We start from the raw sequence: 25,948 nt of genomic DNA, 5'->3' as shown, positions 1-25,948 counted from the left end.
GATCTTGTGTATTTTACTCAACGACCAGAGGTTAACGCTATGCAACATCGTAACTTAATTAAGGTTTTTGCTCTTTCGACTTCGGTTATCAGCATGGGTGTGGCTTTTGGCACGCTGGCTGCGGATACTATTAAAGTGGGTATTTTGCACTCGTTGTCCGGCACGATGGCTATCTCTGAAACACCATTGAAGGATATGGCACTGATGAGTATTGATGATATCAATGCTCATGGTGGAGTCTTGGGTAAACAACTCGAGCCAGTTATTGTTGATCCCGCATCCAACTGGCCGTTATTTGCTGAGAAAGCTCGGCAATTATTAACACAAGATAAAGTCGCTGTGGTATTTGGTGCCTGGACTTCGGTTTCCCGTAAATCTGTATTACCGGTATTTGAAGAGTTGAATGGTTTACTGTTCTATCCGGTGCAATACGAGGGAGAGGAAATGTCACCAAATGTTTTCTATACCGGTGCGGCACCCAATCAGCAAGCTATCCCCGCAGTAGAATACTTATTAAGTGAAGATGGCGGCGCAGCCAAGCGCTTTATTTTGTTGGGTACTGATTATGTTTATCCGCGTACCACTAATAAAATTCTGCGCGCCTTCCTACACACCAAAGGTATTCAGGACAAAGATATTGAAGAGATTTATACCCCGTTCGGTTATAGCGATTATCAAACCATTGTTGGCAATATTAAGAAATTCTCTGCTGATGGCAAAACAGCGGTTATCTCCACCATTAATGGTGATTCGAATGTCCCTTTCTACAAAGAGTTAGCTAACCAAGGCATTAAAGCAACGGATGTTCCCGTGATTGCGTTTTCGGTGGGAGAGGAGGAGTTGCGGGGTATTGATACCAAGCCATTGGTGGGTAACCTGGCTGCCTGGAACTATTTCCAATCGGTGGATAATCCGACTAACAAAAAATTTGTTGAGCAATGGAAAGCTTATGCCAAAGCCCATAAGTTGCCGAATGCCGATACTGCAGTGACCAATGACCCGATGGAGGCGACTTGGGTAGGTATGCATATGTGGGCGCAGGCGGCTGAAAAAGCCAAATCAACGGATGTAGATAAGGTTCGTGCCGCCATGGCCGGGCAAACTTATCCAGCACCTTCAGGTTTTACTTTGACGATGGATAAAACCAACCATCATCTGCATAAACCAGTGATGATCGGCGAAATTGAGGCGAACGGGCAGTTCAACGTGGTATGGCAGACGGATGCTCCAATTCGTGCTCAGCCATGGAGCCCGTTTATCGCAGGGAATGACAAAAAACCAGACCACCCAGTAAAAAGCACTCAGTAGCGGTGACTTTCCAGAGTTGGCTTTTGTTGATGACGACAACTGACTCTGGATCTCTTTTGCCATATATCAGTGATGAGTGAGCCTATGAAATCATTAATTCCTGTGTGGAGTCGAGTCGCCAATTATATGCTCAGGCTGATAATTGGCTTGTTACTGGGTAATTCTACAATGGCTGTCGCAGGGCCAGCCCATGATTTCGCTGCGGCTAATCGCTCACAACAAGCCACTCTGTTACAGCAATGGGCAACAGAGCCAGATGCCAGTCGATTGCCCCTATTGCAGGCACTGAAACAAGAAACTTTGGTAATAGATAGCGCAGGGCAGGCTTTCGTCCAGAGTCATCAAGGATTTACTTCGCTAGAGGGGCAATTACAACCCACCGATACACCGAAGAAAATCTGGCTTAACAACCGGTTACGAATCTTAATCGCCAACGCGCTGGCGGCTCAACGTTTGGTGAGTGTAGATGAGTCAGTACGCTTACAAGCCGCATTAGAGTTACAGCAACAGGCCAAAAGTGATCAATTGCCGCTGCTTAATCAGCGTATGAAATTGGAAACTGACAGCAAAGTCAAAGAAGCATTAGGTATCGCACTGGCTAATTTGCAACTGACTGACGGCAATCCTCAGGTGCGTCTGAATGCTGTACAGCTGTTGGGGCAATCCGGTTCACCCCAGACACAGTCACGGTTGCAAAGCTTAACCGATGCCAAGGTTGAACCTGATGCACAAGTCCGCGCTGCGGCGGCCAGTAGCCTAAAACAGGTGCAAAATCGGTTATGGGTTGGCGATATTATCGGGCAGGTATTCAGCGGGTTATCACTGGGTTCCATCCTATTACTGGCGGCGCTGGGGTTGGCTATCACTTATGGCTTATTGGGCGTCATCAATATGGCCCATGGTGAAATGCTGATGCTGGGGGCCTATTCCGCTTATTTGGTGCAATCGCTGTTTCAGCAACTTGCACCGCACTGGCTGGCACTCTATCCGCTGATTGCTTTGCCAGTCGCCTTCTTTATCACTGCCGGTATCGGCATGGCATTAGAACGTACGGTAATCCGGCACCTGTATGGGCGGCCGTTGGAAACGTTGTTGGCGACTTGGGGGATCAGCCTAATGCTGATTCAGAGTGTGCGGATGATTTTTGGTGCACAAAATTTGGAAGTTGCCAACCCTGCGTGGCTCTCTGGCGGGCTACAGATTTTACCGAATTTAGTTTTACCTTGGAATCGTATTGCGGTGATTGCATTCGTTGTCATTGTTCTGCTGCTCACTTGGTTACTGCTGAATAAAACCCGCCTTGGGTTACAGGTGCGGGCCGTAACACAAAACCGAGCCATGGCTGCTTGCTGCGGCGTGGCAACAGGGCGGGTTGATATGTTGGCCTTTGGTCTCGGCTCAGGCATTGCTGGATTAGGTGGGGTCGCACTATCTCAACTGGGAAATGTCGGCCCGGAATTAGGGCAGGGTTACATCATCGACTCTTTCCTGGTGGTCGTCCTCGGTGGTGTCGGGCAATTAGCGGGGAGTGTGGTTGCGGCGCTGGGGCTGGGCATGCTGAATAAAATTCTGGAACCGCAGATTGGCGCAGTACTAGGTAAGATTTTGATTTTAGTGCTGATCATTTTGTTTATTCAAAAACGACCACAAGGTCTGTTTGCCCTCAAGGGCAGGGTGAGTGACTAATGAATCAACCTCTAGCGATTACATTGACGCAAAAAGCACCGGTCATCAGCCTGTCATTAGGTGCCGTGGTGGTGGTGGCTCTGATTATTCTACCTTTTCTGGCCCTATTACCTGCGGAGAATCCCCTAGCAATATCGACCTATACCTTAACGCTTATCGGTAAAATTCTATGTTACGCGGTGGTTGCTATTGCACTCGATCTGGTGTGGGGATATGCCGGATTACTGTCACTTGGACATGGTCTGTTCTTTGCACTCGGCGGTTATGCCATGGGGATGTATCTGATGCGGCAGACGGCAGGGGATGGGCTGCCCGCATTTATGTCCTTTCTGTCTTGGTCTGAGTTGCCGTGGTTTTGGAGTGGTAGCCAATACTTTGTTTGGGCCTTGTGCCTCATTGTACTGGTGCCCGGTTTACTGGCTTTTATTTTTGGCTATTTTGCTTTTCGCTCCAAAATAAAAGGGGTCTATTTTTCTATTATGACTCAGGCATTAACCTATGCTGGGATGCTACTGTTTTTTCGCAATGAAACCGGCTTTGGTGGTAATAACGGTTTCACGGGGTTCACCACCATGCTGGGTTTTCCGGTATCGGCAACCTCGACTCGTATTGCCCTGTTCCTCACAACACTCATCCTGTTAATCGCCAGTTTAGCTCTGGGGTTTGCATTAGCTCGTACCAAGTTTGGCCGGGTACTGACCGCAGTACGTGATGCTGAAAATCGCCTGACATTTTGTGGTTATGATCCAAAAGGTTTCAAGCTGTTTGTCTGGACACTATCCGCCGTACTCTGTGCTTTGGCTGGGGCGCTATATGTGCCACAGGTCGGTATTATCAACCCCAGTGAAATGTCGCCGACGAACTCCATTGAGGCCGCTATTTGGGTCGCTCTTGGTGGGCGCGGCACGCTTATTGGCCCTGTATTGGGGGCGGGAATTGTTAACGGCGCAAAAAGCTGGTTCACCATGGCGATGCCGGAATATTGGCAATTCTTCCTCGGCTTAATATTTATTCTGGTGACCTTGTTCCTGCCGAAAGGTGTTATTGGATTGCTGAAGCGAGGGAGAGAAAAATGAGCCGATTTCAAATTACCGAGCAACTGATTTACCCCGAGATCATCGCTCAGGAACCCGGGACCATTGAGTATGCGGCTGACAAGTATCGCCAGCAGCGTGATCCCGTGCTGACATTGGAAAATATTAATGTCAGTTTTGATGGCTTTCACGCGTTGCGTGATCTCTCACTGCAAATTGGTGTCGGAGAATTGCGCTGCGTTATTGGCCCAAATGGTGCGGGTAAAACCACCTTGATGGATGTGATAACCGGTAAAACGCGCCCACAGACCGGCAAGATGATGTATGACCAACACCATGACCTTGCAACGATGAACACGATTGAAATTGCCCAAGCAGGGATAGGGCGGAAATTTCAAAAACCTACAGTTTTTGAAGCCTTAAGTGTCTTTGAAAATCTAGAGCTGGCGCAAAAAAGTACCAAAACTGTTTGGGCGAGCCTTCGTGCCAAGTTGAACAGCGAGCAGCGGGATCAAATTGATGAAACGCTGACTATGCTGCGCCTCAGTGATATGCGGCAACGGCAGGCTGGGTTGTTATCTCATGGTCAAAAGCAATTTCTTGAAATAGGTATGTTATTGGTGCAAGACCCCCACTTACTGTTATTAGATGAGCCAGCTGCAGGGATGACTGATGCAGAAACCGCCTATACCGCCGAGTTGTTTAACCAATTGGCGGGAAAACATTCGTTAATGGTAGTGGAGCACGATATGGGATTTGTCGAGACTATTGCCGATCATGTCACGGTGTTGCATCAAGGACAGGTGTTGGCCGAGGGCTCATTAGCAGAGGTGCAGGCTAATGAGCAGGTGATCGAGGTGTATCTTGGTCGCTGATCTGCTGCTCTATTATGGGTTAACTAAACGTCGGGTGAACCTTAATGTATGTTTTTGTGACCAACCCATATCCGTTGAGTTGAGGGTGAGAGATGCTACAAGTCAATGAACTAGAACAGTATTATGGCGGCAGTCATATCTTGCGTAGCTTATCATTCGAGGCCGCTGTCGGGGAGGTTACCTGCTTATTGGGCCGTAATGGCGTCGGTAAAACTACGTTGCTCAAATGTTTGATGGGATTAGTGCCACTCAAAAATGGCAGCATCACTTGGGAGGGTAAAAATATTAGTCATCAAGCGCCACACCAACGGGTAAAAGGTGGAATTGCTTATGTGCCACAAGGGCGCGAAATTTTCCCCCGACTCACAGTAGAAGAGAATATCCTGTTAGGACTTTCGCGTTTTCCCGGCTCACAGAGCAAGGTTGTGCCGGAGAATATTTATCAGCTCTTCCCCGTCTTACATGAGATGAAGCATCGCCGTGGTGGAGACTTATCTGGCGGACAGCAGCAGCAACTGGCGATTGGCCGGGCACTGGCTTGCCAACCCCGGTTGCTTATTCTGGATGAGCCGACCGAGGGAATTCAGCCCTCGGTGATTAAGGAGATTGGCGTGGTTATTAAAAAACTGGCCGCCCAAGGAGATATGGCCATTTTGTTAGTTGAGCAGTTTTACGATTTTGCCGCAGAACTGGCTGATAACTATTTAGTGATGTCCCGTGGAAAAATTATTCAGCGAGGGCGTGGCACCGATATGGAACAGGATGGCGTCCGTGGACTAGTCGCTATTTAGCCTTCCTTTATGGAAGGCGAGTCTCTTCAATTGGCAGAGAGTCCGATGCGCCCCATTCGGCCCAAGAGCCGTCATAGAGTGATACCGATGGTGCATTTACGGCTGCCAGCCCGAGAACGACAACTGCGGCTGTTACGCCAGAGCCACAGCTGGTAATAATAGGTTTGGTTAAATCTACCCCTTGGGCCGCAAAAATTTTTGCTAGCTCTTGCGGTGATTTTAGATTGCCATTTTCTACCATGCTCCCCCAAGGAACATTGATACTGCCGGGGATCCGCCCAAGGCGCAGTCCGGGGCGAGGCTCTGGTTCCTGCGCTTTAAATCTACCTGCTGGACGGGCATCTAAAATCTGTATTTCATCATTGCCAAGTTTGGCGAGCACCTCATCAACACTTTTGACCGCTGTTTTATTAAAGCTCGCATTAAAAGTCTGGCGGGCTGGTTTAGCCGAACCGCTTTCCAGTGCATAGCCCGCCTGTTGCCATCCGCTAATACCACCAGCCAAGATATGGACATTTTTGGCACCAAATATACGGAACGTCCACCAAACCCGTGGGCCAGAAAAGAGGTTGCCATCATCATAAATCACTAAAGTATGCTGCTCACTAACCCCTAATTGACCTACCATTTCACTGAATTGCTGTGGGGATGGCAACATATGAGGTAAGTCGGTGCTGTGATCTGCTATTGCATCGATATCAAAGTAAACGGCACCGGGGATATGCCCCTGCTCAAACTCGGCCTGAATATCCCTTTTAGGTATCAATCCTGGTGGCGACATTCTGGCATCCAAAATAACAATTTTTGCATCGTTCTTATGTTCTGCCAGCCACTGCGGTGTAACCAGAAAAGGTGAGCTCATAGCGAATTACCTATCAAAATTATAAAATAGCGATTGAGTGATCGCTTCAGCGTTGTACTCACTATATAGCGAAATTACGTGATTGAAACCCTGACTTATCAGCTATGCGGAACTCTTCGCATTTGTTGAAATCTATTTTTCAAAAAGTTACATAATGAAAATACATAATTATTTATCAGTGTTAGTGACAAGAATTCTGTGAGCTTGGCACTAAGACTTACCCTCTGTTTGTGCAAAATTTCACGAGCTAGGCAATATTTCTCGTATCGCTTCGCAAAAGGAGTTTTTCATTCTATTTCTGCCTTGATGATGAAATTTTAATTTCGTATAACCATTGGCATGTAAAGCCCCTTAGGGGGCCATGATCTATAAACAAGCAGGGGAATAGAATGCAAAAAGTTCGAATTGGCCTTATCGGTACGGGTTATATCGGTCGTTGTCATGCCATTGCTTACGCGCAGGTCGCGACTGTTTTCCCATTAAAAGGGCTGCCAGTATTAGAAATGCTGGCAGAAGTCACTCCAGAACTGGCCCAACAGCGAGCCGCCGAGTTTGGTTTTTCTCGCTCTACCGCTAATTGGCGGGAGCTGGTGGCTGATCCAAATATTGATGTGGTGGATATTTGTGCGCCAAACTTCCTGCATAAGGAGATGGCACTAACCGCAATTAGCCATGGCAAACATGTTTATTCAGAAAAACCGCTGGCACTTAACGCTGCGGACGCCAAAGAGATGGTCGACGCGGCACGAGCCAAAGGCGTGAAAACGCTGGTGGGATTTAATTATATGAAAAACCCGACCAGTCAATTAGCACGAGAGATTATCGCTAACGGTGAAATTGGGGATGTCGTGCATTTCTACGGCACTCACAATGAGGATTACTTGGCTGACCCACTGACGCCTTTAGATTGGCACTGTACCAAAGCGCAGGCCGGATTAGGGGCATTGGGGGATTTAGCTGCGCATATTGTTAACATGGCCCATTATTTGGTCGGCGATATCACGAGCGTCTCGGGTGATATGCAGATGATCATTAAGCAACGGCCCGATCCACAAAATCTGTCACAACTCAGAGCGGTGGAGAATGAAGACCAAGCCAGTGCGTTGGTGCGTTTTGCCAATGGTGCTATGGGAACAATCGAGACCTCACGGATTGCTTGTGGTCGTAAAATGGGGCTGACATATGTGGTCACAGGTACTAAAGGGACTATCAGTTACTCTCAGGAACGCATGGCGGAATTACAGCTCTATCGCCATGATGATCCCCTTGCGAGGCAAGGATTTAAAACAATACTGACCGGACCGCAGCATCCGGATTATGCCGCATTTTGTATTAGTGCAGGGCATGGCATCGGATTTAACGATCAAAAAACCGTTGAAATCCGCGATTTAATTAACGGTATTGCCGCCGGAGATCGCATGTGGCCCGATTTTGAAGAGGGCTGGAAAGTCTCGAAGGTACTGGATGCGATTGCCGTCTCGGCACAAGAGCTACGCTGGAGAGAAGTCTAAATAGAAATATTTTAGCTATACATAGTGTTTTAAGTTAGTTAGCAGTGGGGACTATTCAACTGATACTGGCGCTAATTATGCCTTGTATGAGCTTTTGATATGCCGACTGCTAACACCCAAAGTGATAACCGCCCTGTAAGTGTTGCTCACTACCTTAGTGAGCAACAGCAGGCACGAGTAAAGCAGCTGTCACGCTCTTGGTTATGGCGATTGGAATTGCCTACCTGGATACTGATTGGTGTCATTTACACAGGTTGGTTTGCCACTGTTATTTACTGGCAGCAAATGGGTGTCTTGATGGGCAGCGTACTGCTAATTTTGTTGAGCACTTGGTACATGTCGCTACAGCATGAGTTAATTCACGGGCATCCAACTCGTTGGCGGTGGGTTAATCAGCTACTGGGGACTTTACCACTTGCAGTATGGTATCCGTATGGGCTCTATCGTGACTCGCATATTCAGCATCATTGTGATGAAAATCTGACCCATCCGGAGAAAGATCCCGAGAGCTATTACTATGCGGCAGAACAGTGGAAATACCTCTCCCCATCCTTCAAAAGGGTCGTACGCGCCAGTAATACTTTTCTAGGAAGACTGGTTCTGGGTCCTGCGCTGGATATCATTGATACAATCAGCAGTGCCGCCCGTGCTTTTCTTGCTGGAGACCGTCAGGCCATGGCGATGTGGTTGGTTCATTTGGGGTTACTTATCGGATTGCTTCACTGGATAGCAAGTTATGGCATTTCCCCCTTGTTTTATCTTCTGGTGATTGGCTATCCGGCACTTAGCCTGACAAAAATAAGATCTTTTTTTGAACACCGCGCTGTTGATAATAGTGCAGCGCGTTCAACGTTAAATGAAGCAGCATGGCCATGGCGTCTACTATTTCTTAACCTCAATTACCATCTGGTTCATCATGATTTACCCTCCTTACCTTGGTACGGGTTACGACAGATTTATCTGGAAAATCGTATTGAATACCAGCATCGCAGTGAGCAGTTTGTCGTGCATGGCTATAATCAATGGCTTGAGGCTTATGCTTTTACTGCGTTGGAAATAGAAATACATCCATTCTACGATAGCGAGAATAAAACTTTGATAGAGCAGGAACGATATGGCGTGATTGAATGTAGCGGTCATAGTTCCCCGTCAATTGAAAGTCGCTCATCAACTTAAAGAGAGATGCTAATTCTGACCGCAAAATTTTTTAATCTCTTCCGTTACTTGAAATTAACTGTTGTTATATACAGTCATTAATGTAATCTTAATCAAGTTCCTGAGTAAGGTAACACTGCTTAAATACTTAGTAATCATACTGTTATATATAAAGGAGATGAGGTAATCAGGCCAATCTTTCACTAATAATATATTTAATATCAATTGGTTATTTGGCTTGTTTTAGACTAAATCTAATATGGTTACTGATTTGTTAACGGCAACTGATCCCCATATTTTCAGATGTCCATGTTCTTTAGATATTCACGTTTGAACTCTTACTAACCCTTGCGCATATAGAGGTAAACATGGCAAAGACCCTACCCCGTAGCGGGATTTTTGCGCTGCTTGCAGTGATGGTGGTGGCATTAAGTGGCGTATCTCACGCGGCAGACACGGTTCGTGTTGGCTCAAAAATTGATACTGAAGGCTCCTTGTTGGGCAATATTATTGTGCAGGTTTTGGATGCTAATGGGATAAAAACCACCAATAAATCACAATTGGGTACAACCAAAGTGGTGCGCGGTGCAATCACTGCGGGTGAGATTGATATTTACCCTGAATATACCGGTAATGGTGCTTTTTTCTTCTCGGATGAAAAAGATCCTGCCTGGAAGGATAGCAAGGCGGGCTATGAAAAAGTAAAAGCGCTGGATTATGAGAAAAATAAGTTGGTATGGCTCTCGCCTGCTCCAGCGAATAATACTTGGACCATTGCAGTGCGTCAGGATTTAGCCCAAGCGAATAATTTGAAAACGTTGGATGATCTGGGTAAATGGATTAATGCTGGAGGGAAATTTAAATTAGCTGCCTCTGCCGAGTTTATTGAACGCCCTGATGCCTTACCTGCTTTCCAACAAGCCTATGGTTTTAAATTGAATCAAGACCAACTGTTATCACTGGCGGGTGGCGATACAGCAGTGACGATTAAAGCCGCCGCTGAGCAAACTTCTGGCGTTAATGCTGCCATGGCTTATGGTACAGATGGCCCAGTCGCTGCCTTGGGGTTACAAACCCTGGAAGATCCTAAAGGTGTACAACCTATATACGCGCCAACACCGATTATTCGTGAGGCCACACTGAAAGAATATCCGACGATACCTGCGTTACTCAACCCGGTATTTGCCACTCTCGATGGCCCGACGTTACAAAAATTGAATGCGCGTATCGCAGTTGAAGGTCAGGATGCGAAGAAAGTGGCAGCCAATTACCTGAAAGAAAAAGGCTTTATTAAAGGATAACTGCGTGTGTGAGAGATGGTGCTATAGCTAGCTGTTTTTAGCGCCATCAAATACACAGGTAATCCGTTATTGCGATAGAGATTACCTGTCATGGAGATGGATTTTTATGGCTGTTAAAAACCGAGTCCTACTAGCACTGGTTATTTTGCTGGTTTTATCTGGGGTGGGGCTTTCTTTTGTCAGTCATGCACCAAATAGGCTGATTTCCGGGCAGGGGATCTCGCTAATGCCGTTGATAACAGGAGTGGTTTGGTGGCTGTTAGCGCCAATACTGCTGCTGTTTGCTTTTGCTTTTTTTAAACAAAATATTGTGCTGCATTGGTCAACCGTCTTATTTGCCGAGGTGCTGCTGTTTGGTCTGTTGTTACTGGCAGGGAGAACAGCCACACAACTTACAGGGGGGGAAGAGAGTCTCGCTCGTACCTCACTTGGGGGTGGGTTTTGGCTAATGAGTGGGTTATGCATATTGATTGCAGTGGATAGCTTGTCCCGCGCCATTGTAAATCCCGTTTGGCGCAGTTTGGCAAATATCTTGCTGGTTTTGCCGGTAGCGATATTGCTGGCAACAGGGCAACTTGATCAGTTGTCATTAATGAAAGAGTACGTTAATCGGCAAGATGTATTTGATGATGCTCTTTGGCAACACCTTCAAATTCTATTGGCTACGGTAGTCCCCGCCGTGCTTATTGGTATCCCTCTTGGCTTACTCTGTTTCCGTTCTCGCCGCTTTCAAAGCACTATTTTTTCAACGTTGAACATTATCCAAACCATCCCATCAATTGCTTTGTTTGGCTTGCTCATTGCACCTTTGGCAGGGCTGGCAGCGGCTATCCCATGGTTAGCAGAGCACGGCGTTAGTGGTATAGGTCTGGCACCGGCGATTGTCGCACTGGTGCTTTATGCGTTGTTACCCTTAGTGCGTAGTGTGGTTGCGGGGCTAGAGTCTGTTCCTGACAGTGTGGTGGAATCAGCCCAAGGTATGGGTATGACCCGCAGCCAGCTATTCTTTTGGGTACAAATACCCATTGCGATGCCCCTTATTTTGTCCGGTATTCGAATTATTGCAGTGCAAACGGTAGGGCTGGCTGTCGTGGCTGCATTAATCGGTGCCGGCGGGTTAGGGGCGATTATGTTTCAAGGCTTGCTGAGTAGTGCATTGGACTTAGTGCTACTGGGCGTGATACCGGTGATAGTGATGGCAGTCATGGTTGACTCACTGTTTAAATTCATCGTTATTTTTATGGATACTTCAAATCGATGATTCATTTCCATCAGGTAAGCAAATCTTTTGCTGGCAAACGGGCGGTAGACAACCTGACGTTGCAGATTGCCAAGGGGGAGTTCACCGTACTGATTGGGACTTCTGGCTCCGGTAAGTCGACTACGCTGAAGATGATTAACCGACTGATTGAGCACGACGAAGGGGAGATCCATTTTGCCGATGAAGAGATCCGCAAATATAAGCCGGAAGATTTGCGGCGGCGGATGGGGTATGCCATTCAATCGATAGGTTTATTTCCTCATTGGACTGTGGAACGCAATATTGCCACCGTGCCGCAGTTACTCAAATGGCCACAGGATCGTATCCGCCAACGGGTTATCGAGTTACTTGAATTATTGCATCTGGATCCAGAACAATTTATCCATCGCTATCCCCATCAACTCTCCGGTGGGCAACAGCAGCGAGTCGGTGTTGCTCGAGCCTTGGCCGCTGACCCGGAAGTATTATTGATGGATGAACCATTTGGCGCATTAGATCCCGTGACACGCTCAGCATTACAGTTCGAAATTACCCGTATCCACCAATTATCAGGGCGAACTATCGTGCTGGTTACCCATGATATTGATGAAGCACTTAGCTTGGCTGACCGCATAGTCCTGATGGATGAAGGGAGAGTTATCCAGCAAGGAACACCACTTGAAATGTTGACCCAACCCGCCAATGATTTTGTCCGTGATTTCTTTGGTCGTAGTGATCTCGGAATTAAGTTGCTCTCACTTGGCTGGGCAGAACAACGAGTCAGGCGTGGTGAAACGCAGACTGGATTACCGATACTCGGTACAACCAGTCTGCGTGAAGCGCTTTCCCTATTTGTGTCACGTCAGACGGATAAATTGCCTGTTACCGATGAGCATGGGCAGCCATTGGGTGTGCTTTATTTTGCTGATTTGGTAGCAGATAAGGGGGGCGTGTGAAATTTGGGGCAGCCAAAGCCAGTGATATTAAGAACGCAACCGCTAAGCGCGAATCATTTCAGCTACTGAGTTGGTTAAAAGACCCGCTCTGTTGGGCGGTACTTTTGTTAGCGGGTTTGGTTTTTGGCATGACCTCCCTGCACGGTTTTTTTGCCGCTTTATTTCCTGACCTCGATAGGCCAATTTATCTACAAGATACCTTCTGGTCCCTTGTTGTGGCTCACGTCATGCTGGTAGTCGTTTCAAGCATTATCGCGGTTGTTATTGGCGTTAGTGCGGGTATCGCAGTGACTCGTCCAGCAGGGAAAGAGTTTCGTTCTGTGGTAGAGACTGTTGTCGCGATGGGGCAGACTTTTCCACCGGTCGCCGTACTTGCCATTGCAGTACCTGTGATGGGGTTTAGTGAGAAACCCGCCATTATCGCATTAGTGCTATATGGCCTATTGCCCATTTTACAAGGGACGATCACCGGTATTGAGTCTGTTTCGCGAGGTATCCGCGAGGTGGCGCAAGGGGTGGGAATGAGTACTCAGCAGATTTTGTGGCGAGTTGAATTGCCTCTAGCCGCACCTGTGATTGTGGCGGGTATTCGAACATCGGTCATTATCAATATTGGTACTGCCGCTATTGCTTCGACCGTCGGGACGAAAACGCTGGGTTCTCCCATCATTATTGGCCTAAGTGGCTTTAATACCGCCTACGTTATTCAGGGGGCGGTTGTTGTCGCACTCTTGGCGATAATTACAGATATGGTTTTTTCACGTTTGAGTCGGCGGCTGTCACGCTGGCGCGAATTACAAACGCTTCCCGTAGAGAAGCACGGCTGACTATTTTTTGTTGTTCTCATGAACAGTAGGAACCTATGCTGATTTCACTCCCGATGTACGGTGTCCAGCCGCAAGATGTCCTGCCTTTTGGGCGACTATTATTGCAGCAATTACACCGCCATGGTGTCACTGCGGTAAATCAGCAATTAGTGTGTCCATCGGATTTACTGCAACACTGGCGTGATCCAAATCTGCTTTTAAGCCAGACATGTGGTTTCCCTCTGGTGAATTTATTGCAGCAGCAGGTGCAGTTGGTTGGGGTATTCAGCTATCAATCACCCTATTGCTCAGCAGAGTATTACCGCAGTTTAGTTGTGGTTCGAGCCAATGATGATGGGCAAACACTGGCTGATTTTAGGCACAGGCGAGTGGCGTATAACAGCATCGATTCTCAGTCCGGGTACAATGCTTTACGGGCTTTAATTACGCCACTGGCCGTGAATGGGCGTTTTTTTTCTCATGGTTTAGCCTCTGGAAGCCATTACCAATCAATTGACATGATTCGACGGCAGCAGGCAGATATTGCCGCGATAGATTGTGTAAGCTTTGCGTTATTACAACGCGCGGATCCATCAATGGTTGCCGGATTAAAGATTATAGCGCAAACAGAAGCCGCCCCGGGGTTGCCACTGATTACCTCATTATCGACATCCAAAGAACAACTAGCCCGGATACGGCAGGCTATCACTGATACGGTTAATGCACCTGAGGCCGCGACCGCCAAGGATAAGTTATTGATCAGAGCATTTAACGTACTGCCTTGGTCGGCTTATAACGTCATTAAGCAGATGCAAGCAACCGCTTTTGCAGCAGGTGTAATCACACTTTAAATATATATACCTACTATATGTATTATTCACTAATACAGAACTTAAACTATTTATTAAATAATATATGTAATTAATTATTCAGTGGGGAATTAAATGGCTCGCATGATATAAATATAATTATTTATATTCTGAGATTTCTTTATTTATTGTTTATATCAGCTACCTTTATAGGTGCACCAAATATTCATTGTCATTTCTATTATTTTTATAGGCGTTTGTAAGGATTACCTATGTCTACAGATGATCAAAAGGTCGGGCTTATTCCCGTAACCCTTATGGTTGCAGGGAATATAATGGGGTCCGGCGTATTTTTATTACCAGCCAGTTTAGCATCGACAGGGGGAATCGCTATCTGGGGGTGGCTGGTGACAATTATTGGCGCATTAGCACTTTCAATGGTTTATGCCAAGATGTCATCTTTGGATGATAGTCCTGGAGGCTCCTACGCTTATGCGCGGCGAGCATTTGGCCCATTTCTAGGTTATCAAACAAATGTGCTTTATTGGTTGGCATGTTGGATTGGTAATATTGCTATGGTCGTCATTGGTGTCGGTTATCTCAGCTATTTTTTCCCAATCTTGAAAGAGCCAATGGTATTAACCATTACCTGCATTGTGGTTCTCTGGATATTTGTTGGGCTAAATATTGTTGGGCCTAAAATGATTACCCGAGTACAAGCGGTTGCCACGTCGCTAGCACTGATACCTATTGTAGGTATCGCACTATTTGGCTGGTTCTGGTTCAAAGGCGAAATTTATATGGCCGCGTGGAATGTCAGCGGCTTAGGCACCTTGGGCGCAATTCAAAGTACCCTAAATGTCACATTATGGTCATTTATTGGGGTAGAAACGGCCTCGGTGGCTGCCGGTGTAGTGAAAAATCCTAAGCGTAATGTGCCGATAGCCACTGTGGGGGGCGTGTTGATTGCAGCCGTCTGCTACGTCCTTTCCAGTAGCGCCATCATGGGCATGATTCCAAATGCGGAGTTACGTGTATCAGCATCGCCTTTTGGTGATGCAGCACGTCTAGCCCTAGGGGACACCGCTGGCGCTATCGTCTCACTCTGTGCGGCACTAGGCTGTTTGGGCTCACTAGGGGGCTGGACATTGGTTGCTGGGCAAACGGCCAAAGCGGCCGCTGATGATGGATTATTTCCGCCGATATTTGGGAGGGTTAATAAGTCCGGAACACCTGTCGCGGGTCTGCTGATCCTGGGGGTTCTGATGACGATATTCCAAATCAGCAGTATCTCGCCCAATGCGGCTAAAGAGTTTGGCTTAGTCTCTTCTGTCTCTGTTATTTTTACGCTGGTTCCCTATTTGTATACCTGTGCCGCGTTACTGCTGGTGGGCCATGGTCATTTAGGGTCAAGAGCCAACACTTATATTGGAATTACACTGATCGCTTTTGTCTATTGTATTTGGGCTGTCGTCGGTTCGGGGGCGAAAGAGGTGATGTGGTCATTTGTAACTCTTATGGTTATCACGGCCCTATACACATTCAATTATAACCGTACCCATAAAAGTCCATTTCCACTTGATTCTCCAGCTAAGAATGCTCAGTAATCACGGGCCTACTCGCGAGTTGATTGGGCCTCATTGTTGCTATGCGATAAATCATAGCGAATAAGGACGAATACGATGATTGACTTAAGTCGCCACAAAAAGCGTAACGTTTTAGTCGTCGACAGTAATATTCGTGATTTCAATACTGCCAATGGTCGGGCGGTGAATGAACTAATTATTGCGTTGGATGATATCAACTTCAATGTTATCGCTGCCGCGACATTTGAAGATGGCAGGGCAACGGTGGCATCGGATTCCTCATTGTGCTGTATTTTTGTTGATTGGACCTCCGGCGGTAATGATGACGAATCCCACAGTCAGGCATTTGCCCTGCTACAAGATATTCGTCGGCGCAATAAATCTATTCCAGTGTTATTGATGGCGGAGCATTCATGTATTGATAGCCTGAGCTTAGATACCATGAAGCTGGTCAATGAGTTTGTCTGGATGCATGAAGATACCGCCGAGTTTATTGCTGCCCGCGCCAATGCATTGATTAGCAAGTATTATCAGCAGTTATTACCCCCCTTTACCAAAGCCCTGTTGCAATACACGCAAGATAGCCCTGAGTACTCTTGGGCCGCACCGGGCCATCAGGGCGGAGTGGCATTCAGTAAGAGTGCCGTAGGGCGTGAGTTTCTGGATTTCTACGGCGAAAACCTATTTCGTTCGGATACAGGAATTGAGCGGGCATCATTGGGTTCGTTACTTGACCATAGCGGGCCAATCAAAGAGTCCGAGGCCTATGCAGCACAAATCTTTGGCGCGCATATCAGTTACTCAATGCTCAATGGCACATCCGGATCTAACCGTGCCATTATGACTGCGGTAGTTGGCGATAAGCAGATCGCGTTATGTGATCGTAATTGCCATAAGTCTATTGAGCAGGGGCTGGTGCTAACTGGGGCATTACCGGTATTTTTTATCCCAACCCGCAACCGCTATGGCATTATCGGCCCTATCCCCAAAGCTCAGTTTCAGCCAGCCGCCATTAGTGAGAGAATCGCGCAGAATCCACTAAAGGCGATGGTTTCAGAGAGTAAACCTGTCTATGCGGTGATCACCAATTGTACCTATGACGGCATGTGCTACAACGCGAAGCAAGCACAAGATCTATTGGCTAAAAGTGTCGATCAGATTCATTTTGATGAGGCGTGGTATGCCTATGCGCGCTTTAATCCTCTTTACCGCGATCGCTTCGCTATGCGGGGCGCGCCCACTGATCATGATCCGCAGGGGCCGACTGTCTTTGCCACGCAATCAACACATAAATTGTTGGCAGCACTATCTCAAGCTTCTTATATCCACGTGAGAAATGGTAAGAAACCCATCGAGCACTCACGTTTTAATGAATCCTATATGTTGCAATCCACGACTTCACCGCTTTACGCCATTATTGCCGCCAATGAAGTGGGGGCTGCGATGATGGAGGGGGATCAGGGTCAGGCACTGACACAGGAGGTTATCGATGAAGCGGTCGATTTCCGCTTAGCGTTGGCGCGTGCTCATGACGCCTTTGCCCAACAGGGTGAGTGGTTCTTTAAGCCCTGGAATGCGCCAGAGATCACCGAGAGCAAAAGTGGTCAGCGGATTCCTTTTGCAAAAGCGTCAAGAGAGCAGTTAACCACCGATCCCGACTGCTGGGTGCTCAAACCCGGCGAGTCATGGCATGGATTTGACCCGTTAGAAGATGATTGGTGCATGCTTGATCCCATTAAGGCGGGGATTATGGTGCCAGGTATGGGGGATGATGGCAAATTGGTCGAAAAGGGGATTCCCGCCGCAGTGGTGACGGAATTTCTAGGGCAGCGAGGAATTGTGCCTTCGCGAACCACTGATTTTATGGTGTTGTGCCTGTTTTCGGTGGGGGTGACCAAAGGGAAGTGGGGCACACTAATCAATGTGCTACTGGAATTCAAGCAGCACTATGACAGCAATACGCCAGTGTCGATTTGCCTACCCAATCTGGCTAAAAATTATCCGCAACAATATGGGCATATTGGCTTAAAAGCGCTGTGTGACACCATGTTTGCTTATATGAAAACCAGTGAGATGGATAAGTTGCAGGCGGCGGCATTTAGCCATTTACCCACTCCGGTAACTTTACCTCGTCAGGCTTTTCAGGAGCATATGGCTGGGCGTTGCGAGTTGCTGCCACTGGATAAGTTGGCAGGGCGCATTTCTGCTGTCGGGGTCATTCCTTACCCTCCGGGTATTCCGATCGTCATGCCGGGGGAGAGTTTTGGTCGCGATGATGAGCCGTGGTTGCGCTACATCCGTAGTCTTGCTGATTGGGGCCAGCATTTCCCCGGATTCGAGAAGATTTTGGAAGGCTCAGAGCAGAAAGAGGGGCAGTATTTTATCTGGGTGCTGAAGCAGTAGGTACGGCGAGCAGGGTTGTGACGAACAAGGTTGTGACCGACGGGATTGTGAAATATATAGGGTTGTGACAGATATAAGCAGTTATGCAGAGTATTTCTATCATTAATCACACGGAGTAATAATGATGACCCCGTGTGATTAATAGGTGCTATGGAGACTCTTGACCATTGTTCGATAAGCCCGCTGGGCCTATATCAGACAGTGGCGAGGATTCTGTCGTTTCGGTTTCATGTGGGGTGGTTGAACGGGTATAAATGTTCAGCCCGGCCAGAAAAACACCGCCTAATGAACTCAGAGCCATTATCGCAATCAGGATAACGAGTGCTTTTTTCAGCATAATTATTTTCACTTTTTATCTAACCAGCGGGAATTATAGCCTGTTCACTCAATGAAACAACCGTGTTGCATTCTTGATCCGCAAAGATTAACGCGGCTTAAACAGAAATTTTCCCAGCGTGACCAATACTACCGCCGAAACAATAACGGCTAATGCACACCATTCGGTCGTCGATAGACTTTCACCAGCAAAACCGATACCCAGCAATACAGCGACGACGGGATTCACATAGGCATAACTGGTGGCCACCGCCGGGCGGACATTTTTCAGCAAGAACATATAGGCGCTGATGGCGAGCATCGAGCCGAAAACAATCAAATACAGCAATGAAAGAATGCCGCCCATACTTGGCATTTGATTCAGCTCTTCACCACTTAATGTACTGGCAACTAATAGCACCACCCCTGCCACCAACATCTGCGCAGCACCGGACATAGCACCACTTGGCAATGCCAGACGTGAACTCCAGACTGAGCCAAATGCCCAGCTGGCAGAAGCCAGCAATATCAGGACTGCACCCATTGGGTTACCCAATAAGTTGCTACCGGTATTCAGCAATACTATCCCAACCAGACCAAGAGCAATCCCCGACCACTCCAGTTTTGTGTTGCGCATGCCCCATAACATGCTGAAACATAGAGTGAATAGCGGCACGGTTGCGACCATGACGGCGGCAATGCCCGAAGGGACGTGCTGGTGTTCGGCGATGGTGACGAGCCCATTACCAATAGCCAATAATAAGATGCCGATTGCACTGGCACCCATCCATTGACGTAAGGTGGGTAGGGCATGGCCTCGAATGGCAAGGAAGCTGAACAGTAACACCCCGGCGATCAGGTAACGTAAGCCAGCCATCATCAATGGTGGCCAGCTTTCCACCCCGATGCGAATGACCAGATAAGTTGAACCCCAAACGAAATATAAGGTGAAGAGTGAACCGACCAGCAACCACAGATTACGGCTATTTTGCTTTAGCATAGTTATTCAATAAGAAAAGGCGGTAAAACAGAGATGCATCAGTAAACATGAGAACCGTGCTCGTAAGCAAAGGTTTTTATCGTTTTTTTACCTTTTAAATTTTCGTCTAAATTTTACGCTAAAACAGGGGCTTATTCTTGAAGTTGATAGCTAGTGGATTCATAAGTAGTGACAAAAACTATGCTTTCCCTGAAAACTAAAAATGCCTCTGGCATGATGCATAAAGTTTGCACCATGGCTTAGGTATGACTTTGCAGTTATTTCTGATTATCAGACAAGGTGAATGATTTATGGCTGTAATGTCTTTACGCAAAGGGCGTCAATTTGGCATTAACCCAATCATTTTTGGTGGTTTTTTCGCTGGATTAATGCTGCTATTTACGTTCATCTCCATGTCTGCGGATGGCGCGCAAAATGAGTTTGCTTTTCTATCGGACAGCGAGTTACAGCATAATAAACTGGCGATTGCGCAAAAACAGGCATCGAAGGAGACCCTGCAGGCTTATAGGCTGTTATTACAGCAAGCGGATAAAGCGCTGAAACGCCCGGATCCCAGTGTCACGGAGAAAAACATGGTGCCGCCCAGCGGCTCTAAACATGATTATCTCAGTCTCAGTGCGTACTGGTGGCCGGATAGCGAAAAAAGTGATGGCCTACCTTGGGTGCGCAAAGATGGGCAGATTAATCCGGCGAGTAAAAATGCTGACAGTGATGGTGTCAGGCTGGCTGATTTTACCGCGCAGGTAGAGGCATTGACGCTGGCTTGGTATTTTTCCGGCCAGCAGCCGTATGCCGATAAGGCTATTAGCTTGATTCGCACTTGGTTTATTGCCCCGCAAACGCGCATGAACCCGAATCTCAATTTTGCTCAGGGCGTACCTGGAATTGCTGCCGGGCGTGGTACTGGGGTGCTGGATGGGCGTTACTTCGCTACCCGTATTGTCGATTCGCTGATTATGTTACGGCAAAATCAGCACTGGACAGCCGATGATGAAAAGCAGATCCGGCAGTGGATGACGGAGTATTTACAGTGGCTACAAAATAGCCCTGCTGGTAAAAAAGAGGCGGTGGCGCAGAATAATCACGGCAACTGGTATGCGACACAAGTGGCCGGTATTGCCTGGTATCTGCAACAGCCAAAGGCGGTGGCCGAGATGGCTGAATTGTTGAAAACCAAACTTGATACCCAGTTAGCCGCAGAGGGTTCACAGCCGCTGGAGTTGGCTCGAACGCGCTCTTTCCACTACAGCTATTTCAGCTTACAAGCGGCGGTTTTGATGGCCCAACTGGCTGATAAAGTCCATATCGATCTGTGGCGTTATCAAACCCCCAATGGCAGCGGTTTGATCAAGGCACTTGATTTTATGGCCCCTTTTACCGATGAGCAGAAGAAATGGCCCTATCGCAGCCTCGATCATATCGGTGTGCGCTTAGTACCATTGATGGTTCAGGCGGATAAAGGTTTAGGTGAAAATCGCTACCAGCAATGGATTCAACGCGCGGACTTTTCCACTATTGACGATGCAAAACGAAGAGGGGCGGTCGCTGAGGCACTGCGCGATACGAAATTACTGGCGGTGACCGCAGATTGACCGTCAGTTTACAAAGGGTTATTTGCATATAAAATAGTTGATTACAGATAAATAAAAAAAGCCGGGTATTATCCCGGCATAATGACAAGTAAATTATTAAATTCACAAGTCACAATGAAGCATTCAAACAGTAAAACAATGAGGATAATACCGATGCATGGTAATTAGAACTGATAAACCAGGCCGACAGCTACCACGTTATCTGTATTCAACTTCAGCTTATTATTGTCATCCAGTTGGTTGATTTTATAATCAACGTACGTAGACATGTTTTTATTGAAGTAGTAAGACGCACCAATATCAACGTATTTCACTAAATCAGCATCGCCGATACCTTCGATATCCTTTCCTTTAGATTGAACATAGGCCAAAGAAGGTTTTAAACCAAAATCGAACAGGTATTGCGCGACCAATTCAACGTTTTGGGTTTTGTTAGCAAAACCACTTACGCTGGTTGACACATTATTAATTACCGCAGTGCCAGAAATAGGGGTCATATTACGGGTTTCGGCATAAGTTGCGGCCAGATAAACGCCATTGTCATCATATTTTAGGCCGGTAGTCCAGGCATCCGCTTTATCGCCTTTACCGAAGGTGCCGTTCTTCTGGGCTGTGGTACGGTTAGATGAGGCATAGGCCGCCCCCACACTCACACCAGCACCAATTTCATAGCTGGAGGACATGCCGAAGCCGTCGCCATTTTGTTTGGTTGCATCGGCACGGCCGTTATTGCTGTCAGCTTCGCTGCCGTTTTTGCCTTGATATTGCAGAGAGAATTTCAGGCCATCAACCAGACCGAAGAAATCTGTATTGCGGTAAGTTGCCACGCCCGTTGTGCGGCCAGTCATAAAGTTATCGGTTCTGGTGTAGCTGTCATTGCCGAACTCAGGCAACATATCGGTCCAGGCGGCGACGTCATATAATACGCCGTAGTTACGACCATAATCGATTGAACCTAAATTACCATAACGTAAACCAGCAAAGGCTAAACGAGTTTTGTTGTCTTTTGTCTCTTGGCTTTCAGCATAGTTAGCGGCAATGTTATATTCCCATTGGCCGTAACCCGTCAGCTCATCAGTAATTTTGGTCGCACCTTTAAAACCAAAACGGACGTAAGATTTGTCGCCATCACTTTTATTATTGTCAGAGAAGTAATGCAGTGCTTTTACTTTCCCGTATAAATCAAGTTTGTTACCGTCTTTATTATAAATTTCTGCTGCGTGTGACGTAGTGGCAACTAATAAAGCCGGTACCAGGATTGCCAGAATATTACGTTTCATATTTTGCCCTGTTTCTCTTATTTGAAAAGACGCGAATGATTAATTTTTTTGCTGTATCCAATATCTGTCTGAATTCGTCCAGCGCAGAATTTTTACCGCATCTGTGTGATATATTTATGACAAATCATAAATAACTGCGACATTGCGTAAATTTCATCCCACTGTCATTGGCGCAAGCGGCGGATTTCAACTATTGCTGCTGTGCTTTCAGGCTGACGTGAGCCTTGTGGTGTGGGACAATAGGGCAACATTCAGTTTAGATAAGATATGCATGGCCTTGTCCCCAGCAGTAAAAGAACAAATAAGTCAGTGGTATAAGGCGCTTTCGCAGCAGATCCCCGATTTTATTTCCCGAGCGCCACAGCGCCAGATGATAGCCGAAGTGGCGAAAACGCTGGCGGGTGATGCAGGCCGCCATTTAGCCATTGAGGCACCGACCGGTGTCGGCAAAACTTTGTCCTATCTGATTCCCGGCATTGCGGTTGGCCGCGCAGAGAGCAAGCCGTTGGTGGTCAGTACGGCGAACGTGGCATTGCAGGATCAGATTTACAGCAAAGATTTGCCGCTGCTGAAGAAAATCATTCCTGATCTTAAATTTACTGGTGCCTTCGGGCGTGGGCGGTATGTCTGTCCGCGCAATCTGGCGGCAATGTGCACGGATGTTTCCGGGCAGGGCGATCTCTCTCTGTTTCTCGGCGATGAACTGGCCCCCGCCAACGGTGAAGAACAAGCCACCTGTCTGGCACTCACTAAATCACTGAACAGTCATGTTTGGGACGGGCTGCGCGACCATCATCAGTTGTCACTCAGTGACAGCCTATGGGCCAAATTAAGCACTGATAAGGCCAATTGCTTAGGGCGCAACTGTCACTATTTTCGTGAATGCCCATTCTTTATTGCCCGCAAAGAGATAGAGAGTGCTGATGTGGTGGTCGCCAATCACGCATTGGTGATGGCGGCGCTGGAAACTGAATCTGTGTTGCCCAATCCTAAAGAGCTGCTGCTGGTGCTGGATGAAGGCCACCATTTGCCCGATGTGGCGCGGGATGCGCTGGAGATTGAAGGTGAAATTACCGCTTTTTTTGCCAATATGCAGTTGGATATGATTGTGCGGCAGGTGGATCAATGCATGGTGCAGTATCGGCCAAAGAACCCCCCCAGTTTATCGAATCCGGAGCGTCTGAAAGACCATTGTGAGCAGTTGCGCGAGCTGATGTTGAGTGTCGAACAGCAGGTGAGTCAACTGCTGCCCGCCGATGGCAGTCCGGCGGTCTACCGCTTTGAAATGGGCGAACTACCGGGCAGCCTGACGGAGGATTGCGCCAAATTATTCAAGCTGACCGATGCCTTACGCGGTTTGGCCGAATTTGTGCTCAATGATTTGAGCGAACAGACCGGGAAGCACGACATTGTCCGTTTGCACCGTGCGATTATCCAAATGAGCCGGACACTGGGCTATCTGGAGGCCATGAGCAAACTTTGGCGGCTGGCGGCGATGGCAAAAGCCTCGAACGCGCCGATTTCTAAGTGGATCACCCGCGATTATCGCGAGAATCAAACGCATCTCTATTTCCACTGCGTGGGCATACGGGTTAGTGATCAGCTCGATAAAATGCTCTGGCGTAAAGTCCCCCATGTGATTGTGACCTCTGCAACATTGCGCTCACTGAACAGTTTTGCGCGTTTGCAGGAGCTGAGCGGCCTGAGTGAAAAAGCAGGTGATCGCTTTGAAGCGCTGTCATCGCCGTTTAATCATATTGAACAGGGGAAGTTGATCATTCCCAAAATGCGTTTTGAGCCAACCATGGCCCATGAGGCTGAACATTTGGCGGAAATGGCGCACTTTTTCCGAGCGCAGCAAGCCAGTGGTCAGCATAAAGGAATGTTGATTCTGTTCAGCAGCCATCGGGCGATGCAGACCTTCCTCAGCCATGTGACAGATTTACGTCTGATGCTGCTGGTACAGGGCGATCAACCGCGCTATCGGCTGGTCGAAGAGCACCGTAAACGGGTCAATAACGGCACTGCCAGTGTATTGATTGGCCTGCAATCATTCGCCGAAGGATTGGATTTGAAGGGTGAATTACTGACTCAAGTTCATATCCACAAAATATCCTTCCCACCCATCGACAGCCCCGTGATCCTCACGGAAGGCGAGTGGTTAAAATCGCTGAAACGCTACCCCTTTGAAGTGCAAAGCTTGCCAAGTGCCTCGTTTAACCTGATTCAGCAGGTCGGGCGGTTGATCCGCAGTAATCAGTGCCACGGTGAAATTGTGATTTATGACCGGCGATTATTAACCAAAGGTTATGGGTCACGACTGTTGGCGGCATTACCGATCTTCCCCATTGAGCAACCCGATATGCCTGAGGGGGAAATTGCCCCTGCGTTGACGGCGCCCGCTAAGCCAGTAGGGAAGAGAGGGCGTAAGAAAAGAGGATAAAGTTGGGCGATTTTCGCTAATGACTCCCTTTTTTAGCGGTAATTTATAGAAAAAACCATTTCATCTGAAATCTTTCCCTATCTGTATAAAACCAGTGACTAAGATTAAGTTAGCCGCTGGGGAGCTGACCCTAACAAGTTAAGCCTGGTAGTACCTTCGGCGTAAATTGCTGGTTATTGGTTAGTGGCAACGCTAACTGCTATCGACATATTTATCAGGCAGGGGTGAAGCAGCATGAAACAGCTAATGGCAGAATTTATTGGCACTTTCTGGTTGGTGTTAGGCGGGTGTGGTAGCGCAGTGTTGGCTGCCATGTTCCCGGTGGCGGGGATTGGGTTTCTCGGTGTGGCGTTGGCATTCGGCCTGACGGTCGTCACTATGGCGTATGCATTGGGGCATGTCTCTGGCGCGCATTTTAACCCAGCGGTATCACTGGGCTTATGGGTCGGCGGCCGCTTCTCCGGTGCGCAATTGGTACCCTATATCGTGGCGCAGGTACTGGGTGGGTTAGCGGGTGCGGCCATTTTGTACTTAATCGCCAGTGGCAAAGCCGGTTTCGATGTCAGTGCCGGATTCGCCAGCAATGGTTTTGGGGTTCGCTCGCCGGGGGGCTATAGCTTACAAGCGGTACTGGTGGCCGAAGTGATTTTGACCATGGGGTTTGTGATGGTCATTATGGGGGCGACAGACAAACGTTCCCCCGCTGCCGCGGCCCCCTTGGCTATTGGGCTATGTCTGACACTGATCCATTTAATCAGTATCCCAGTGGATAATACCTCGGTAAATCCTGCACGTAGTACCGGTGTGGCTATTTTTGCCGGGGGAATTGCCTTGCAACAACTCTGGGTGTTCTGGCTCGCCCCGTTTGTGGGCGGAGCCTTAGGCGGTGCAATTTATCGTGTTCTGTTCAGCCCGCCAGAAGAGCTGAGTAAACCGCGCTAATCATCAGGCCACTGCGTATTTTATCTCAGCAGTGGCCTGTTTTTTTGCCAGCT

At 47.8% G+C, this 25,948-nt stretch carries 21 protein-coding genes; 17 read left to right on the top strand and 4 right to left on the bottom strand.

The window, feature by feature from the left end; all coding sequences use genetic code 11:
• Positions 1-39 precede the first annotated feature (39 nt).
• The 5 genes from urtA (at position 40) to urtE (ending at position 5,694) form a co-directional block, all read left to right on the top strand.
• The gene (gene urtA / locus ACZ76_RS02395; protein ID WP_048616465.1) at positions 40-1,308 is read left to right on the top strand and encodes an urea ABC transporter substrate-binding protein; all 1,269 of its coding nucleotides are present in this window, start codon (positions 40-42) and stop codon (positions 1,306-1,308) included.
• A gap of 84 nt (positions 1,309-1,392) precedes the next feature.
• A complete protein-coding gene (gene urtB, locus ACZ76_RS02390) occupies positions 1,393-2,994 on the top strand; it encodes an urea ABC transporter permease subunit UrtB (protein ID WP_048616463.1) in 1,602 nt (533 codons plus the stop codon).
• A complete protein-coding gene (gene urtC, locus ACZ76_RS02385) occupies positions 2,994-4,070 on the top strand; it encodes an urea ABC transporter permease subunit UrtC (protein ID WP_048616461.1) in 1,077 nt (358 codons plus the stop codon). The genes urtB and urtC overlap by 1 nt, the downstream gene beginning before the upstream one ends.
• Positions 4,067-4,903: an urea ABC transporter ATP-binding protein UrtD gene (gene urtD, locus ACZ76_RS02380; protein WP_072081061.1), complete on the top strand. Its 837-nt coding sequence runs from the start codon at positions 4,067-4,069 to the stop codon at positions 4,901-4,903. The genes urtC and urtD overlap by 4 nt, the downstream gene beginning before the upstream one ends.
• Positions 4,904-4,995: 92 nt before the next feature.
• Complete coding sequence (gene urtE / locus ACZ76_RS02375; protein WP_048616459.1) at positions 4,996-5,694, top strand: urea ABC transporter ATP-binding subunit UrtE; 699 nt, start codon at positions 4,996-4,998, stop codon at positions 5,692-5,694.
• Positions 5,695-5,701: 7 nt separating this feature from the next.
• On the opposite strand, the gene sseA is transcribed toward urtE, so the two are convergent.
• Complete coding sequence (gene sseA / locus ACZ76_RS02370) at positions 5,702-6,556, bottom strand: 3-mercaptopyruvate sulfurtransferase (protein WP_048616457.1); 855 nt, start codon at positions 6,554-6,556, stop codon at positions 5,702-5,704.
• A gap of 389 nt (positions 6,557-6,945) precedes the next feature.
• On the opposite strand from sseA, the gene ACZ76_RS02365 reads away from it, so the two are divergent.
• From ACZ76_RS02365 to ACZ76_RS02325, 9 genes are all read left to right on the top strand, one after another.
• Positions 6,946-8,067: a Gfo/Idh/MocA family protein gene (locus ACZ76_RS02365; protein ID WP_048616455.1), complete on the top strand. Its 1,122-nt coding sequence runs from the start codon at positions 6,946-6,948 to the stop codon at positions 8,065-8,067.
• 99 nt (positions 8,068-8,166) lie between these two features.
• Positions 8,167-9,243, top strand: coding sequence for a fatty acid desaturase (locus ACZ76_RS02360; RefSeq protein ID WP_048616454.1), 1,077 nt, complete (start codon positions 8,167-8,169; stop codon positions 9,241-9,243).
• 347 nt (positions 9,244-9,590) lie between these two features.
• Positions 9,591-10,523 (top strand): glycine betaine ABC transporter substrate-binding protein OsmF, encoded by a 933-nt coding sequence (osmF, locus tag ACZ76_RS02355; RefSeq protein ID WP_048616452.1) that lies wholly within the window; start codon positions 9,591-9,593, stop codon positions 10,521-10,523.
• 106 nt (positions 10,524-10,629) lie between these two features.
• A complete protein-coding gene (locus ACZ76_RS02350; RefSeq protein ID WP_048616450.1) occupies positions 10,630-11,784 on the top strand; it encodes an ABC transporter permease in 1,155 nt (384 codons plus the stop codon).
• A complete protein-coding gene (locus ACZ76_RS02345; RefSeq protein ID WP_048616448.1) occupies positions 11,781-12,719 on the top strand; it encodes an ABC transporter ATP-binding protein in 939 nt (312 codons plus the stop codon). Before ACZ76_RS02350 ends, ACZ76_RS02345 begins: the two co-directional genes overlap by 4 nt.
• 128 nt (positions 12,720-12,847) lie before the next feature.
• Positions 12,848-13,546, top strand: coding sequence for an ABC transporter permease (locus tag ACZ76_RS02340; protein ID WP_072081066.1), 699 nt, complete (start codon positions 12,848-12,850; stop codon positions 13,544-13,546).
• Between the two features lie 53 nt (positions 13,547-13,599).
• Positions 13,600-14,376 carry a phosphate/phosphite/phosphonate ABC transporter substrate-binding protein gene (locus ACZ76_RS02335; protein ID WP_048620159.1) on the top strand — a complete coding sequence of 259 codons (777 nt, stop codon included), beginning with the start codon at positions 13,600-13,602 and terminating at the stop codon, positions 14,374-14,376.
• A 230-nt stretch (positions 14,377-14,606) separates the two neighbouring features.
• The gene (adiC, locus tag ACZ76_RS02330) at positions 14,607-15,941 is read left to right on the top strand and encodes an arginine/agmatine antiporter (RefSeq protein ID WP_048616446.1); all 1,335 of its coding nucleotides are present in this window, start codon (positions 14,607-14,609) and stop codon (positions 15,939-15,941) included.
• 75 nt (positions 15,942-16,016) lie between these two features.
• Positions 16,017-18,323: an Orn/Lys/Arg family decarboxylase gene (locus tag ACZ76_RS02325; protein WP_048616444.1), complete on the top strand. Its 2,307-nt coding sequence runs from the start codon at positions 16,017-16,019 to the stop codon at positions 18,321-18,323.
• Positions 18,324-18,471: 148 nt separating this feature from the next.
• Here the strand turns inward: ACZ76_RS02325 and ACZ76_RS02320 are convergent, their stop codons facing one another.
• Complete coding sequence (locus tag ACZ76_RS02320) at positions 18,472-18,660, bottom strand: hypothetical protein (protein WP_048616441.1); 189 nt, start codon at positions 18,658-18,660, stop codon at positions 18,472-18,474.
• Between the two features lie 87 nt (positions 18,661-18,747).
• Complete coding sequence (gene yedA, locus ACZ76_RS02315; RefSeq protein ID WP_048616439.1) at positions 18,748-19,638, bottom strand: drug/metabolite exporter YedA; 891 nt, start codon at positions 19,636-19,638, stop codon at positions 18,748-18,750.
• Positions 19,639-20,006: 368 nt separating this feature from the next.
• Between yedA and ACZ76_RS02310 the strand changes: the two genes are divergently transcribed.
• Entirely contained in the window at positions 20,007-21,230 is a 1,224-nt protein-coding gene (locus tag ACZ76_RS02310; RefSeq protein ID WP_390621158.1) for an alginate lyase family protein, read from the top strand.
• Between the two features lie 164 nt (positions 21,231-21,394).
• On the opposite strand, the gene ompF2 is transcribed toward ACZ76_RS02310, so the two are convergent.
• A complete protein-coding gene (gene ompF2, locus ACZ76_RS02305) occupies positions 21,395-22,510 on the bottom strand; it encodes a porin OmpF2 (RefSeq protein WP_048616437.1) in 1,116 nt (371 codons plus the stop codon).
• Positions 22,511-22,781: 271 nt separating this feature from the next.
• On the opposite strand from ompF2, the gene dinG reads away from it, so the two are divergent.
• Both dinG and aqpZ read left to right on the top strand, forming a co-directional pair.
• Positions 22,782-24,953, top strand: coding sequence for an ATP-dependent DNA helicase DinG (gene dinG, locus ACZ76_RS02300; RefSeq protein ID WP_048616435.1), 2,172 nt, complete (start codon positions 22,782-22,784; stop codon positions 24,951-24,953).
• A 234-nt stretch (positions 24,954-25,187) separates the two neighbouring features.
• Positions 25,188-25,895 (top strand): aquaporin Z, encoded by a 708-nt coding sequence (gene aqpZ / locus ACZ76_RS02295; RefSeq protein WP_048616433.1) that lies wholly within the window; start codon positions 25,188-25,190, stop codon positions 25,893-25,895.
• Positions 25,896-25,948 lie beyond the last annotated feature (53 nt).

The sequence above is a fragment of the Yersinia aleksiciae genome, assembly GCF_001047675.1.
GTDB classification, from domain to species: domain Bacteria; phylum Pseudomonadota; class Gammaproteobacteria; order Enterobacterales; family Enterobacteriaceae; genus Yersinia; species Yersinia aleksiciae.
This window is presented reverse-complemented; position numbering and strand designations above follow the sequence as displayed.